Below are 13654 nucleotides of genomic sequence, written 5' to 3' on the forward strand. Positions count from 1 at the left end.
TGGGAGTACTCTCCCAGAACTGCCGTTTGAGCCAATAAACTTTGAGTAAAAAGAAAGATAAATGCGAAAACGGAGTACAGATAGCCCCGTTTAAAGAAGAACCTTAAAAGTAGTAAATCGCCCCAACAGACCCATTCGGCAACAACATCGCGCGTTTAATTTCATACATCGCCGTCAATTCTCCAAAAAAAGAAATGCCTGCGAAGTCGCCAGAAAGCTGGTTGTATTGCAAACCAAGAGACGCATTCACAAAATCTGTGCCAAAACGCCCCTCTTTTTTCTCATTGGTCGTTAAAACGCGGTCTAGAACATCGGATTTGCTAAGTTCATCACCTCTTCCGCGTGAATTATACCAGCGCGAGTAGCCGACCGTTGTGTAAGGAGCCAAATAATCGCCGTCAAAAGCATGCTTCCAAGCAAGTTGAACTGAATTGTATCCAGGTCCTGTGCCAAATCCCGCAACAACTCCATCAGCATCTTCAAAATTAAGTTCCATGCTGAATCCGGCGAGGCCCAAGGTTCCACCCACCGAAACCCCCGCGCCGACTTTGCGGTCTTCGCGCATTTTCAGCGTGGATGGATAGCTGAAGCTGTTTGTTCCGCTAAAATAAGTATTGTTAGCGCCAGGGATCGAGCGAATGTCCGGCACTTCCGAAGCATTTCCTTCTTCAATCACCAAAGCTCCTTGGTGAGGAAGATCGTCATGATCGACGTTTTGGTTTTGATTGCGCATGCTGCGGCTGTATTCCACTTCGATAGAGCGGGATTTTGTCTTGATCGTGTTGGGATCTGAACCGAGGTTCAAAGGTGCAGCCTGAGCTTGTGTCAGGCTAAGGAAGAGAACGGCTCCCAAAGAACATACTGAAAGTTTAAACATAGGACCTCCCTTTTACGGAGATCTAAAAAATGCGGGCTTTTACGCCTTCTTCTTGGAAGAACTTTTTAAGTGCGGGACCATCCAGTGGTTCCAATCTAAAAAGGAGCTTATGAACGAGGTCATAAGTTTCTTCCGCTTTCTTAGATCTCAAGTTGTTCGTCATATATGCCATGTCATCGCTGATTTTGACCGCATTATCAAGCAATCTAGCTACTTCTCGATTCTTCGTTGTTTTATCTAAAAGAACCAGCGTTTTATTGAAGTTCGTGGTCAAGCGATCCAATTGTTGGATCATATTTGTCACAGATCCCTCGTTTTTTTCGACAAGATCGATGATTTTTCCTGCCAACCCATAACTTTGCGAGATCAATTGATCAATTCTTGGAGGGTCTTCACCGCGAACATAGTCTCCAGGAGAGAATTCGGAAGCTTCCGCAGTTCCCGGAGAGATTTCCAGAAACTTTTCCCCAATCACACCTGCTAGGTTGATGAAGAATTTGGAATCTTTACGGACACTGGTCCAGGCTTTTTTATCAATCGTGATCGTCAAACGAAGTTTTACTTCTTCGCCGTTCGCCATTTTGTAAGCGGGATCAAAAGTGATCGCTTTTACTTTGCCCACTTTAATTCCCATCACACGTACGGGTGAGCCTTCTTCGATTCCACCGGCGTAGTTGTACATGACATTAAGTTCTTTTGCGCTTGAGAACGGAGAAATGAAACCCATGAAGTAGGCGAACACCACTATCAGTGCCACCGAAACAAGAGCCAGCAAACCCACCTTGGTTTCAACTTTCATATAACTCCCAATCTGCTTCCGGCGCAGGCCGGTTAATAAAGATAACTAAAAGTATAAGATAAAATAAAATCAATCACAATAATTGCGATGGAGGCCACGACCACAGTGTTAGTTGTCGCGCGTCCCACACCCTCTGCACCTGATTCGCAACGAAATCCGTAGTAACAAGCAACCAAAGGAATGACTCCACCGAAGCAAGCCCCTTTGATCGTCGCAAAAATAATATCTTTGAACTGAACAAAACGATGCATCGAAGTTAAAAACATCGAAGGCGTGTAACCTAAGTAGGATTGACTCACGGCCATTGCTGAAAAAATGCAGGTCATGTTCGCGATAATCGTGAGCATCATGCCGCCCAAAACGCAGGCTAAAAATCTGGGGACAACAAGATAGTTGATCGGATCAATCCCCAACATTTTAAGCGCATCAACCTGTTCCGTAATTTGCATTGATCCAACTTCAGAGGCATATCCCGCCCCTACTCGCGAAGTGAGAAGAAGTGCCGTAACGACGGCGCCAAGTTCTCTTAATATTAGGAGAGCCGCAAATCCCGGAACCATGGAGTCATTTTGAATGACAAGTTTCATGTGGAAAGAGGATTCCAGAATCGTTACAACGGCCGCAAAAGAAACGCAGAAAACAATAATCACAAGACTTTTATTCGCAACAAAATGTAGTTGCTGAAAGAATTCTTTTCTGCGGAACGGAGGCATAAATAGACCCGTGAGTGTTTCTGCGATCAAAGCAATCATGAACGATAACCTCGAATCATTGTCAGAACAATTTCACCGATAAAACTTGTGAGCCAGTCCATCACAACGATGCAAATCATCGTAGCAACGGCTGTGGAAACGACGGAACGGCCCACACCTTTTGCACCACCTGTCGTCGTGTATCCTTTGAATGTACAAACTGTCGCAAGAACCACGGCAAAGACACCGCATTTAATAAGTCCATTTAATATAGAGATAGGACTTACAATCATGGGAACGTGACGAAGATACTCTTCAAAGTTAACACCCGCAAAGGCTTGTCCCATCAGCATTCCGCCAAAGACGGACATAATAAGGCCCGCGCCAAGAAGGAAAAAACTTGAAATGATAATGCCGATGAATCGTGGAACGATGATTTCTTGTAAGGGATCAGCTCCCAGGCAACGAACGGCATCAATCTGCTCTGTCACTCGCATAGTGCCAAGTTCCGCAGAAGTAAAGGCACCTACTTTTCCACTGAGCATAAAGGCGATAAGCAGTGGTCCCACTTCACGAAAAGTGCCGCTCGTAGCCAATCCCCCAAGGTATCCAAGAGCTCCGAATTCTTTCATTTGCATCGCAAATTGCACTGTCATGATGGCACCCACGAAAAACCCTGCCATCGCTGTATTAAAAAAACTGTCTGCTGTGACTTTCCAGATTTGATCAAAAACCTCATGGGATTTGATCTTTTTAGAGAACATTGTGGAAAGAATTTTTCTTAGAAAAAGGAGAGCTCCCCCAATTTCATCTAAGATTGAAATGAAAATCGTCATGCGCTTAAGACCTCAGACAAGAAGTCTTTTACAAGAGGATGTTCGGAACGTTTCAATTCTTCCGGAGTTCCCAAAGCAACAATTTGGCCTTTATCAAGAACCACAATGCGATCGGCGATGGAAAGAGCACAATTCATATCGTGACTTACCACCATGGAAGTTGTTTTCAATTCACGCGAAAGATCTAAAATCAATTGATTCACGGCCGTTGTCGTCACCGGATCTAGACCTGTTGTCGGCTCATCGAACAAAAGTATTCTAGGTTCAAGGGCCACGGTGCGTGCCAAACTCACACGTTTTTGCATACCGTAAGAAATTTGCGCCGGCTTTTTTTCCTCGATACCCGTCAGATGAACAAGTTTGAGAGCTTTCGTGACTTTTTCACGAATCGTCGCTTCATCCAGTTGATAATGGCGACGAAGACCGAAGGCCACATTTTCATAAACAGTCAGAGAATCAAAAAGAGCAGGATGCTGAAACACCATTCCACATTTTTTGCGGATAGGAAGATATTGCTCCTCGGAGAATTTAGAAACTTCTTCGTTGTCGATCCAGATTTCCCCTTCATCAGGAGTCATCAGACCTACAAGATTTTTTAGAAGAACGGACTTTCCTGTCCCAGATGTCCCCAGGATGAAAATGATCTCGCCCTCACGGATTTTTAGACTTAATCCGTTGAGAACCGTTCTTGTACCAAATCTCTTCACGAGGTTCCTAAATTCAATCACCTCGTTATGTTAGATGTGCATAAGATAGCGGGTCAACTCACAATGTGAATCAATCGCACTTCTTCACGACATGACACCGCACCGGAAAATGCCATGTTTTCTCACCAAATTTTAAAAAATAGTGTTTAAACGCATTACATCTTTATGGCTAGTAGATGATCCCTCACAAAGCCCAAGAGTGGTCGTTGTCCTTTTAATTCTGGATGCTAATTTATTGAAGGCGATAATTCTTTGTGGAGGCACTCTATGAAAGCTCTTTTGGTTTTCTTATTACTCTTACCCACTTTTGCTCACTCTGAAGTAGTCAATCCAACTGATGCCAACGGAAATCCTATCGTTATGCCGTTTGATTGCAAGTCAGATGTGTACTCGAGTATTAAGTTTATATGTGATTCTCTCGGGTCTATTGGTGTCTCTGTTTGCAATGCCAGCACTGAGGTTTGCAATCGATCTAATCAGGAAATTTTCACGGGTTTAAATATTGAACTCGCGAGCCCCGGCAACATCAAAAAATGGACTGGGTTCGGTGGTCTCGGAGAAATTTACCAAGCCGCTGGAGTGTGTTTGATGCGGGATCTCAAGTTCACCCCTATTAATACGTCCGTTAGCACGAGCACTCCTTTGGGAAATTTTAGTTTCAAACAAGAACTTCGCTTCCTTTCTTTTGATCGCACAAGCAGAAAAATGGAAGGTTATCACCGCTCCAAAGTGTGCGCTCCCGTAGTTGGATGCCTGGATATGTTCACACAAAAGTTTAAACTTTCTTCCGTCAAAACGAACCTTATGGGAAGTGGATTAAAAGCAGGCGAATATGACATGCACGGTTCTTATGCAATTGATTTTCAAGCCGAAGGAAACTTGCAGACTCTGTCAGTTGAAATCCCCGCACTCAATGTACCAACACCTTATGGCGTCGTCTCTGCACGACCGCAATTTGACTTTGGAAAGGCTATTGGATGGGCTCCTGCTCCCTATGCTGGAAATTTTCAGTCTTTAGTGACTCCTGATTTTAAAACCTTAGATCTTTACGGTCGCAATAATGGCGTAATCATGAGTCAAGTTTATCCCTTTGACACCGTTTTCAACGATCGCCGTTTGGATTTTAGGCACATCGGTTGGATTAGTCAGATGGCTATCGGCAGTCGAGATGCGAATCCTGCAACAACGCCTTGGTTGCCTCCTACAGGGGTAGAGTTCCCCGTTCGACCTGATTACAACTTAACAGTTGCCCGTGGGCCTCTAGAAAAGACCCCCAATGCTTACTTGGGCGCGAATGTAAAAGTCAGCTATTCGCCCACGGCTCTCTTGCCTGACGCCGTAAAAAACAACGGTCTTCTGGCGATTGATTTCACTGTCTTTGTGAATCCGAATCTTAAGTTTGCAGGAACGAGTCAGTATAACTTTTGGAATAGTGAACTTTCTCAATGGTCGGGAGTGGCGGGAGACTATCGGCCTTTTCAATTTGATAATTACCGCAGCATTTTTCTTTACACTGGCGTCAGCGCTTCTTCCCGCTTTGCTCTGGAAGCGGGCGTGGATTTGAAGATCCACTTGCATGTTCCGTTGCCTTGGCCATTTGACGATATTGATATTGACCTTATCAATGTTCATCCGCGTTCTGATATTGTCGATAGCACAACGACTCAATACAAAACTAACGCCGCTGCACCAACTGCCCTAAGTCAGGCTTCCAAGATCGTCACGACGGGAAAAATCTTTCAGACTTATAAAACATGGGCGGGAACAACAACCGATGGAAGTACTCATATTCAACAGTGTCTTGCGCAAGATACGCCTCCCAATAGTCCTCCCCCACCTCCCGAATACCAGCCCGGAGAACCTAGCGATTTAACGAAAAATATCCGCTACCCCTGCAATATTTGCGTAGGCATGAGAAGTCACACATATTCGACACCTTTTGGAGGCACTCAAACTGTTCCCGGGTTTATTCAATTACTCTTTCCATCCACCACGAACAATCGTCCTGCTTCTGTAAAATGGACATGCAATCGCATCACTCAAGTGGGCTGTTATGACATGTGTAAATACGTTCCAAGTACTGGCGCTTTGATCGTTGAAAAAACTGCCATTGAAATGATTGCGAAGGGAGAGCTGAAAGGAGCTCGTTGCTTACGAAACTAAACGAGAGGAAATTTCTGTACAATATGATGTCAGCCTTTCAGGAGTTTTTTTAGCTTCGTGAGAGGTAAAGCGTTAATCACGTCACTTTTTTCAAGCCATCCGCGACGGGCTTGCCCTATGCCGTATTTCATGAATTTCAATTGATTGGCACCGTGGGAGTCCGTTGAAATCGCCATCTTAACCCCCATGTCCTTGGCCATACGACAGAGAGTGTCTGTAAGATCCATGCGTTCAGGTTGGGAGTTGAGTTCTAAAATTTTAGAACCTTCTTTGGCTGCTTTCATGATTCTTTCGATATTCATCTGATAGGGGTCGCGTTTCCCAATCAACCTTCCGGTTGGATGTGCCAGAATTCGAAAGTGCGGATTGTCCATGGCTTTTAAAATGCGCGTCGTCTGTTTTTCAGAAGAAAGTTGAAAGTGAGAATGAACTGCGCAAACGGTATAATCTAACTTTCCTAAAACATCGTCAGGTAAATCAAGGCGGCCGTCTTCTAGAATGTCTACCTCAATGGATTTAAGAATAGTAATTCCACGAAGTTCCTCGTTAAGTTCATCAATTTGATCTATTTGTTGTAGCAGCCGCTTTTTATCAAGACCACGAGCAACCGTCATTCGTTTGGAATGGTCCGTGATTCCAATATACGAATATCCAAGTTTTTTTGCTGCTAAAGCCATCTCTTTTAGAGAGTTTCGGCCATCACTGGCTGTCGTGTGCATGTGAAGGTCACCTTGCATATCTTCGATTTTAATTAAATTCGGCAGTTTTCCTTTGAGTGCGGCTTCGATTTCTCCTCGATTTTCCCTTAATTCGGGTTCGATGTAAGGAAGTTTTAAGAGTTCGTAAATGTCTTCTTCTTTTGCCGAAGTCACATTCTTGGTTCCTTTAAAAACACCGTATTCATTAATCTTCAGACCTTTTTTAGCGGCCATTGCACGCAGGGCAATGTTGTGAGCCTTGGAACCCGTAAAATAAAGAAGAGCGGCTCCATAACTTTCGTCCTCAACAACACGAAGATCGACTTGCAAACCCGTTTTTAAATTCACTGTGGATCTTGTTGGTCCTTTTGAAATAACTTTGCCGATGTTTTCAAACTTTAAAAAATGATCCATGACGGATGCGCTTTGTTTCGCTGTCACAAGAATATCAAGATCCGCGACGACTTCTTTTCTGCGTCGGAAACTTCCGGCCACTTCTAGCTTTTGCAAGCCAGGAGCCTTTTCTAAGTGGCGCTTGAGAATGTTTGCCGCTTGTTCCGCTTCGACAAGCAATATATGTCTGCGTTCTTCTTGCCGGATTTTTTTAATACCTTCGAGAATTTCAGATCGCGTTTTCTCTCCGAATCCGCGGATCTTTAAGATCTCATTGCTTTCGGCAATTCTTTGAAGATCTTCGAGACTTTTAATTCCCAACTGCTGATGAAGCATTTTTACGCGTTTGGGACCCAGAGTTGGGATTTTTAAAAATTCCAACAAGAATTTAGGAGTTTTCTGTGCCGCTTCGTCGAAAACTTTCAGATGCCCGGTTTGCACGATTTCTTCAATTTTTGAAGCAAGATCCTTCCCTATTCCTGGATACTCATAAAGTTTTCCATGGGCCTCAATGACATCAGCGACATTCTGGGAAAGTTCCATAACAGTGCGTGCGGCCGTTCGATAAGCACGAATACGAAAAGGATTTGCTCCTTGAATTTCAAGAAGGTCCGCTAGCTGATTGAATGTCTGCGCAACTTCAGAATTTTGTACGGCCATAAATATTTTTCCTATGTAACGGTAGCCTCAGTCTAAGCTCACGCAAGTTTTTTTGCGGCAATGCTTTTGAGATATATCTGTATGCTAGGGAAAATCTGTCGGAGAACATTAAAAATATTATTGATAAGGATTCGTTAGAAATGAAATAAGTTGAGAAATAGTGAATCACACGCGGGAGACAAGATGACTTTTGAAACTCTATCTCAAAGCAGCTCTCAAGATTTTTTAGATCGTGTTTTTTACCGTGCAGGTATTTCCATCAACGGCAGTGCACCGTCGGATATCAAGGTCCATAATTCTAAATTCTATAACCGAGTCCTCGCTCAAGGGTCTCTGGGACTCGGCGAGTCCTACACAGAAGGTTGGTGGGATTGCGAGGACCTTAGTCAGTTTTTCTTTCTTATTTTGCGAGCCAAGCTTGATGAGCAGGTCAACCCCGCTGACTACTTGTTGCGATCTTTAAAATCGAAAATCTTAAACCTGTCTAATCGTGTTGACGCTTTTAAAATAGGCGAAGTTCACTATGACCGTGACGTCGATCTATATAAAACTATGCTGGATAGGAACATGATCTATACCTGTGGCTATTGGAAAGAAGCCAAGACACTCGATGAGGCTCAAGAAAAAAAACTCCAGCTTGTTTGTGATAAACTTTTCATCAAACCTGGGATGACGGTGTTGGATATCGGATGCGGCTGGGGCGGTTTTTTGAAATATTGTGCAGAAAAATATCAGATTCGTGGTGTCGGCGTTACAGTTTCTCGGGAGCAAGCTGAGGTGGCTCGCAAAGCATGCCGCAATCTTGATGTTGAAATTTTGCTTCAGGATTACCGAGACGTCGTTGGAAAGTTCGACCGAATTGTTTCGCTGGGGATGCTTGAGCATGTAGGATTTAAAAACTATCCGACTTTTTTTGCGAAAGCGGCAGACTGCCTCACGGATAATGGCTTATTTTTACTGCATACCATCGGGGGAAATAAGTCAGAAACCGGCACGGACCCTTGGATTGAGCGATACATTTTTCCCAATTCTATGATTCCCTCCATCGCTCAGTTGGGGAGCGCTATGGAAGATTTTTTTGTCATGGAAGACTGGCATAATTTCGGAGTCGACTATGACAAAACTCTCATGGCCTGGTTTGAGAATTTTGATAAGGGTTGGCCGCATCTTTCCACTAAATTTGATCAATCGTTCTATCGTCAATGGAAGTATTACCTATTGAGTTGTGCGGGATCATTTCGCGCAAGAAGAAACCAATTGTGGCAGATTGTCTTATCGAAATCCGGCGTGCCACAAGGATACCAAAGCATCCGTTAAAATATTCAATCCGCCATTTGATTGGTGTGATTATCGTTAATTTGTTTGATAAGTTGGCCTATCAATTCACGGGCGATTTTTGGGTTTTTAAAATGAATGTATAGTTGAGGATGTATTTTTACGTCTTCGTGAAGCCAGTTGCCCGTGCCTAAAAGAATTTCTGTGCCATCTTTAACTATATACTTCGAATGGGTGAAAAGATGACCCGGTCCGAAATAGAGATCAATGATTCCCGCTTTCATCAGTCTCATCGCCGTGTCTCGGGTGCGGCGAACATATCCCAGAGCAAAGCTATTATGATGATGAATAAAGCCCGATACTTTCACTCCCCGTTTTGCGGCCCTAACAAAAGCCTTTTCAATTTCAGAGTGATTAAAGAAATAGATAGAAAAATTCAAAGAGGTCTTTGCCGTATCAATCATCTCTATCAAAACATCTTTGAAACCACCGTCAGCAATAAGTGGGGGTTCCAGCAGAATTCCACCATGTTTTCCACCATTCCACAGATGCATAAAGTACTGATCAAAAACAGTTGCCGTATGCGGATCATCAATCAGCAAATTAGTTTCGTAGTTTTTTAAAATTGATTGATTTGTTAAATTCGTCGAGCCAAATAAAAGAAAGCGATTATCTATGCAAAACCCTTTTGAGTGGGTCGATCCGTAGACGATTTCGACTCCTGCTTTTCTTAGGAAATCCACAGTGGTTTTATTGCGGGCTGCTGTTTCTCGTAAGCCCTCAATATAGAGGCGAATACGGACTTTATCTCCTCGTTTTCTTTTAATCTCCGCCAGTTTTGAGGCTATTTGATAAGGGGCATTTTTTGTAGCGAGAACTCCTTGGGCACTTCCGATGGCAAAGGAATAGGCCAAGATATCTATACGTGAACGAGCCTGCTCCAAAAGATTTAATAAAGTTGGTAAATAGTCCTTGTTTAAAACTAGTTGTATAGAGCCTGCGACTTTAGCGGCCTTTGTTTTTACTGGAGGCCGAAGTTTTTTCTGAGCAAAAATGTCTCGGGAATTAATAGATGAACGTGGCATTTTTCTCTCCTAATTTCGAGGTGGGATCCAAATATACAGTAGGACGACAATGAGACACACAAGTAGGTACTGAATGGTAAAAACCCAAGGTGGAAAAGTGAAAAACATGACTTTAGAAATCCATGCAGAGATAAATCCTTGTGAGTACGCTGGGCCTGCCGATTCTCCTCGGCGAAGGGCTTCTTCCCATACGGTGAGAGGACACATAATGCCCCACAGGGATTCGATGACGACGAAGAATATCATAGAGAAATGAACACGCCTGAAAATCTTGTTGCGAATCCAAGACCAATTTCTTTTTGCGCCAATTAGAATCAATGGAATAGGAAGGACCACGCCTAAGACATAAAGAAAATGCAGATATAAAATAAGATCCGCTGCCAACTGCTCCGACATAAGGAAAGACTATTCTTTTTTATGCCGTCTTCAATTCGTCATCTGACAGTGAATTATGCCATCGTTGTGAGGGGACCCTCTAGCAAGCCTCTAACGAACTGATGTACGCGTGGATCTTTGTGGTTTTGCGTTTGTTCCGGCGTTCCCGTAATGATGAGCTGCTGATCAATCACAACGCCGATTCGATCCGCCATTTGATAAGCACGATTCATATCGTTGGTGATCGCAACAATCGTGGAACCTTTCTCTTCTTTAAGTTTCAAAATCAGTTCGACAATTTTTTTCGAAGTGATCGGATCAAGTCCCGCCGTTGGATCGTCATAGAAAATGATCTCGGGATCTAGAGCGAGCGCTCTAGCAATACCCAGGCGCTTTTGCATCCCACCGCTGATTTCATCGGGATAGAGGTCGCGAGCATGGGGGATACCCACCGCATCCAAGAAAGACTCAGCTCTTTTTGTTATTTCCCATTCCGTCAGTTTCGTCGTTTCACCCAAAGGAAAGCTGATGTTTTCAACGCATGTGAGAGAGTCAAAAAGAGCGTTCTTTTGAAACAAAATTCCCATCTTTTTAAGCAGTGGAAGACGCTCTTTGGGACTTAGCGTTAACCACTCCTTCTGTTCAATAAAAACTTTGCCATTCTGCGGAGTTATCAAGCCTGACATAGTCTTGAGCAACGTGGTTTTTCCCTGCCCACTGGGGCCCACAATCACGAAGGACTCACCGGCCGCGATATCGAGGCTCACTTGCTTTAAAACAACATGGTTTTCAAAGGCCACCGTAATGTCTTGAAGGCTGATCATGCTCATCGGTCGTCCAGTTCTTTCTCTCAAGGCTCTCTGCGCCGAGCAGTAAGTGTTGTCTCTATATACGATTTGATATTGAATGTGTCATCGAACGCAAGTTTTAAATTTTTCCATTCATTTTGAAGCCTTAAGGAGATTAGTCATGGCTCACAAAAGAAATAAAATCGCCGTTATCGGCGCAGGATTCGTAGGTTCAACAACTGCTCACTGGGCAGCTCAAAAAGAACTTGGCGATGTTACTATCTTGGACATCAATGAAGGTGCAGCCATCGGTAAAGCGTTGGATCTTGCTCAAGCAGGTCCGATCGAAATGTTTGATACAAAAATCAAAGGAACTAACAAGTACGAAGACATCGCGGATTCTGATGTTGTTATCATCACTGCAGGTATGCCACGTAAACCAGGCATGAGCCGTGACGAGCTTGTTGGTATCAACGCAAAAATCGTTAAAGATGTTTGTGAAGGCGTAAAAAAATACGCTCCAAATTCTTTCGTGATCGTTGTTTGTAACCCAATGGACGTTATGGCGGTTTACGCAAAGCAAATCTTGGGCTTCCCTCGTGAGCGCGTTCTTGGAATGGGCGGCTGCTTGGATTCAGCTCGCTTCCGTGAATTCATCGCTGAAGAGTTGAACGTTTCTGTTAAAGACGTCACTGGTATCGTAATCGGTAACCACGGTGATGCGATGATGCCTCTTGTACGCCAAGCTTCTGTATCTGGTATTCCTCTTACAGAACTTCTTCCAGCAGACAAAATCGCAGCTATCGTAGCTCGCACAAAACAAGCTGGTGCTGAAATCGGTGGCCACTTGAAAACAGGTTCTGCTTACTACGCTCCTTCACGTGGTGCAGTTGAGATGGCTGAAGCAATCTTGAAAGACCAAAAACGTGTCCTTCCAGTTGCTGTAGAGTTGACTGGTGAGTTCGGCGTTAACGAAGGTTTGATGGTTGGTGTTCTTGCAACTATCGGCGGAAAAGGTATCGAAAAAGTTCACAAGTTCGAAATGAACCCGGCTGAACAAGAAGAATTCAAAAAATCAGTAGATGCAGTTCGCGCACTTGTTTCTGCTCTTAAAAACGTACAGTAGTCTGGAGTTATCAAGATGAATATTCATGAGTATCAGGCCAAAGAGATCCTCAGAAAATTTGGAGTTGCGACTTTAAAAGGTAAAGTCGCTCACTCTCCTGAGGAAGCAGTGGCAGCAGCAAAAGAAATGGGTGGAAATATTTGGGTCGTAAAGGCGCAAATCCACGCTGGTGGCCGCGGTAAAGGCGGCGGTGTTAAGATCGCAAAAACTTTAGATGAAGTTGGCGAGCTTACTAAAAAAATGATCGGCATGACTTTGGTGACTCACCAAACAGGTCCTGAAGGTAAAGTTGTTCAAAAAGTTTTCATCGAACAAGGTTGCAACATCGCTAAAGAATACTACGTTGCTTGTTTGATCGACCGCGCGACTGGAAGAGCTGCAATGATGGCTTCTTCTGAAGGCGGAATGGACATCGAAGAAGTTGCTGAACACAATCCAAATGCGATTAAAAAAGTAGACATCGATCCAACTGTGGGTCTTGCTCCTTTCCAAGCTCGTCAATTGGCTTTCGAAATCGGCATGGCTCCTGAGATCGTGAACAAAGCTGTGAAATTCTTCACCGGTCTTTACAACGCGTTCATCACAACTGATTGCTCAATTGCTGAGATCAATCCACTTGTTGTGACTAAAGAAGGTGAGGTTCTTTGCTTGGACGCGAAAATGAACTTCGATTCAAACTCTTTGTATCGTCATCAAGACATCGTTGAAATGCGTGACTTGAACGAAGAAGAGCCTTCTGAAATTGAAGCTTCCAAGTACGACCTTGCTTTCATCAAACTTGATGGAAATATCGGTTGCTTGGTGAATGGTGCAGGTCTTGCGATGGCAACTCTTGACATCATCAAACTTCATGGCGCTTCTCCTGCAAACTTCTTGGACGTTGGCGGTGGCGCTAATAAAGAGAAAGTAACTGCGGCTTTCAAAATCATCCTTAAAGATCCAAACGTAAAAGGAATCTTGGTTAACATCTTCGGTGGTATCATGAAATGTGACATCATCGCAGAAGGTGTGATCGCGGCTTCTAAAGAGTTGGGTCTGAAAGTTCCACTTGTTTGCCGCCTTGAAGGTACAAACGTAGAACTTGGTAAAAAGATCTTGAGAGAAAGCGGATTGAACATCACTCCTGCTGACGACCTCACAGATGCAGCTAAAAAAATCGTGGCTGCGGTTAAAGGATAAT

At 43.8% G+C, this 13654-nt stretch carries 13 protein-coding genes; 4 read left to right on the plus strand and 9 right to left on the minus strand.

Going from position 1 to position 13654, the window contains the following annotated elements; all coding sequences use genetic code 11:
- Positions 1–103 precede the first annotated feature (103 nt).
- From ACL934_RS19320 to ACL934_RS19340, 5 genes are read right to left on the minus strand one after another with little or no spacing between them, the layout of a single operon-like run.
- Positions 104–877 carry a hypothetical protein gene (locus ACL934_RS19320; protein ID WP_374076326.1) on the minus strand — a complete coding sequence of 258 codons (774 nt, stop codon included), beginning with the start codon at positions 875–877 and terminating at the stop codon, positions 104–106.
- A 22-nt stretch (positions 878–899) separates the two neighbouring features.
- Positions 900–1676, minus strand: a complete 777-nt coding sequence (locus tag ACL934_RS19325) for an MlaD family protein (RefSeq protein ID WP_413612824.1) — start codon at positions 1674–1676, stop codon at positions 900–902.
- Between the two features lie 32 nt (positions 1677–1708).
- Complete coding sequence (locus ACL934_RS19330; protein WP_374076330.1) at positions 1709–2428, minus strand: MlaE family ABC transporter permease; 720 nt, start codon at positions 2426–2428, stop codon at positions 1709–1711.
- Complete coding sequence (locus ACL934_RS19335; RefSeq protein WP_374076331.1) at positions 2425–3204, minus strand: MlaE family ABC transporter permease; 780 nt, start codon at positions 3202–3204, stop codon at positions 2425–2427. The genes ACL934_RS19330 and ACL934_RS19335 overlap by 4 nt, the downstream gene beginning before the upstream one ends.
- Positions 3201–3911 carry an ABC transporter ATP-binding protein gene (locus ACL934_RS19340; protein WP_374076333.1) on the minus strand — a complete coding sequence of 237 codons (711 nt, stop codon included), beginning with the start codon at positions 3909–3911 and terminating at the stop codon, positions 3201–3203. The genes ACL934_RS19335 and ACL934_RS19340 overlap by 4 nt, the downstream gene beginning before the upstream one ends.
- 267 nt (positions 3912–4178) lie before the next feature.
- On the opposite strand from ACL934_RS19340, the gene ACL934_RS19345 reads away from it, so the two are divergent.
- Positions 4179–6074 (plus strand): hypothetical protein, encoded by a 1896-nt coding sequence (locus tag ACL934_RS19345; protein WP_374076335.1) that lies wholly within the window; start codon positions 4179–4181, stop codon positions 6072–6074.
- 29 nt (positions 6075–6103) lie between these two features.
- Here the strand turns inward: ACL934_RS19345 and polX are convergent, their stop codons facing one another.
- A complete protein-coding gene (polX, locus tag ACL934_RS19350; RefSeq protein WP_413612826.1) occupies positions 6104–7825 on the minus strand; it encodes a DNA polymerase/3'-5' exonuclease PolX in 1722 nt (573 codons plus the stop codon).
- Between the two features lie 183 nt (positions 7826–8008).
- On the opposite strand from polX, the gene cfa reads away from it, so the two are divergent.
- The gene (gene cfa, locus ACL934_RS19355; RefSeq protein ID WP_374076339.1) at positions 8009–9142 is read left to right on the plus strand and encodes a cyclopropane fatty acyl phospholipid synthase; all 1134 of its coding nucleotides are present in this window, start codon (positions 8009–8011) and stop codon (positions 9140–9142) included.
- Positions 9143–9147: 5 nt separating this feature from the next.
- Here cfa and ACL934_RS19360 read toward each other — a convergent pair whose 3' ends face one another.
- From ACL934_RS19360 to ACL934_RS19370, 3 genes are read right to left on the minus strand one after another with little or no spacing between them, the layout of a single operon-like run.
- Positions 9148–10185 (minus strand): phospholipase D-like domain-containing protein, encoded by a 1038-nt coding sequence (locus ACL934_RS19360; RefSeq protein WP_413612827.1) that lies wholly within the window; start codon positions 10183–10185, stop codon positions 9148–9150.
- A gap of 9 nt (positions 10186–10194) precedes the next feature.
- Positions 10195–10581 carry a DUF2784 domain-containing protein gene (locus ACL934_RS19365; protein WP_413612828.1) on the minus strand — a complete coding sequence of 129 codons (387 nt, stop codon included), beginning with the start codon at positions 10579–10581 and terminating at the stop codon, positions 10195–10197.
- Between the two features lie 53 nt (positions 10582–10634).
- On the minus strand, positions 10635–11390 hold the full coding sequence (locus ACL934_RS19370; RefSeq protein WP_374076345.1) for an ABC transporter ATP-binding protein: 756 nt from the start codon (positions 11388–11390) through the stop codon (positions 10635–10637).
- A 139-nt stretch (positions 11391–11529) separates the two neighbouring features.
- On the opposite strand from ACL934_RS19370, the gene mdh reads away from it, so the two are divergent.
- Together mdh and sucC are read left to right on the plus strand one after the other, a co-directional pair.
- The gene (gene mdh, locus ACL934_RS19375) at positions 11530–12474 is read left to right on the plus strand and encodes a malate dehydrogenase (protein WP_374076347.1); all 945 of its coding nucleotides are present in this window, start codon (positions 11530–11532) and stop codon (positions 12472–12474) included.
- Between the two features lie 15 nt (positions 12475–12489).
- Positions 12490–13653 (plus strand): ADP-forming succinate--CoA ligase subunit beta, encoded by a 1164-nt coding sequence (sucC, locus tag ACL934_RS19380; RefSeq protein ID WP_413612829.1) that lies wholly within the window; start codon positions 12490–12492, stop codon positions 13651–13653.
- Position 13654 lies beyond the last annotated feature (1 nt).

The sequence above is a fragment of the Bdellovibrio sp. HCB-110 genome (genome assembly GCF_047323225.1).
In the GTDB taxonomy this organism is placed as follows: domain Bacteria; phylum Bdellovibrionota; class Bdellovibrionia; order Bdellovibrionales; family Bdellovibrionaceae; genus Bdellovibrio.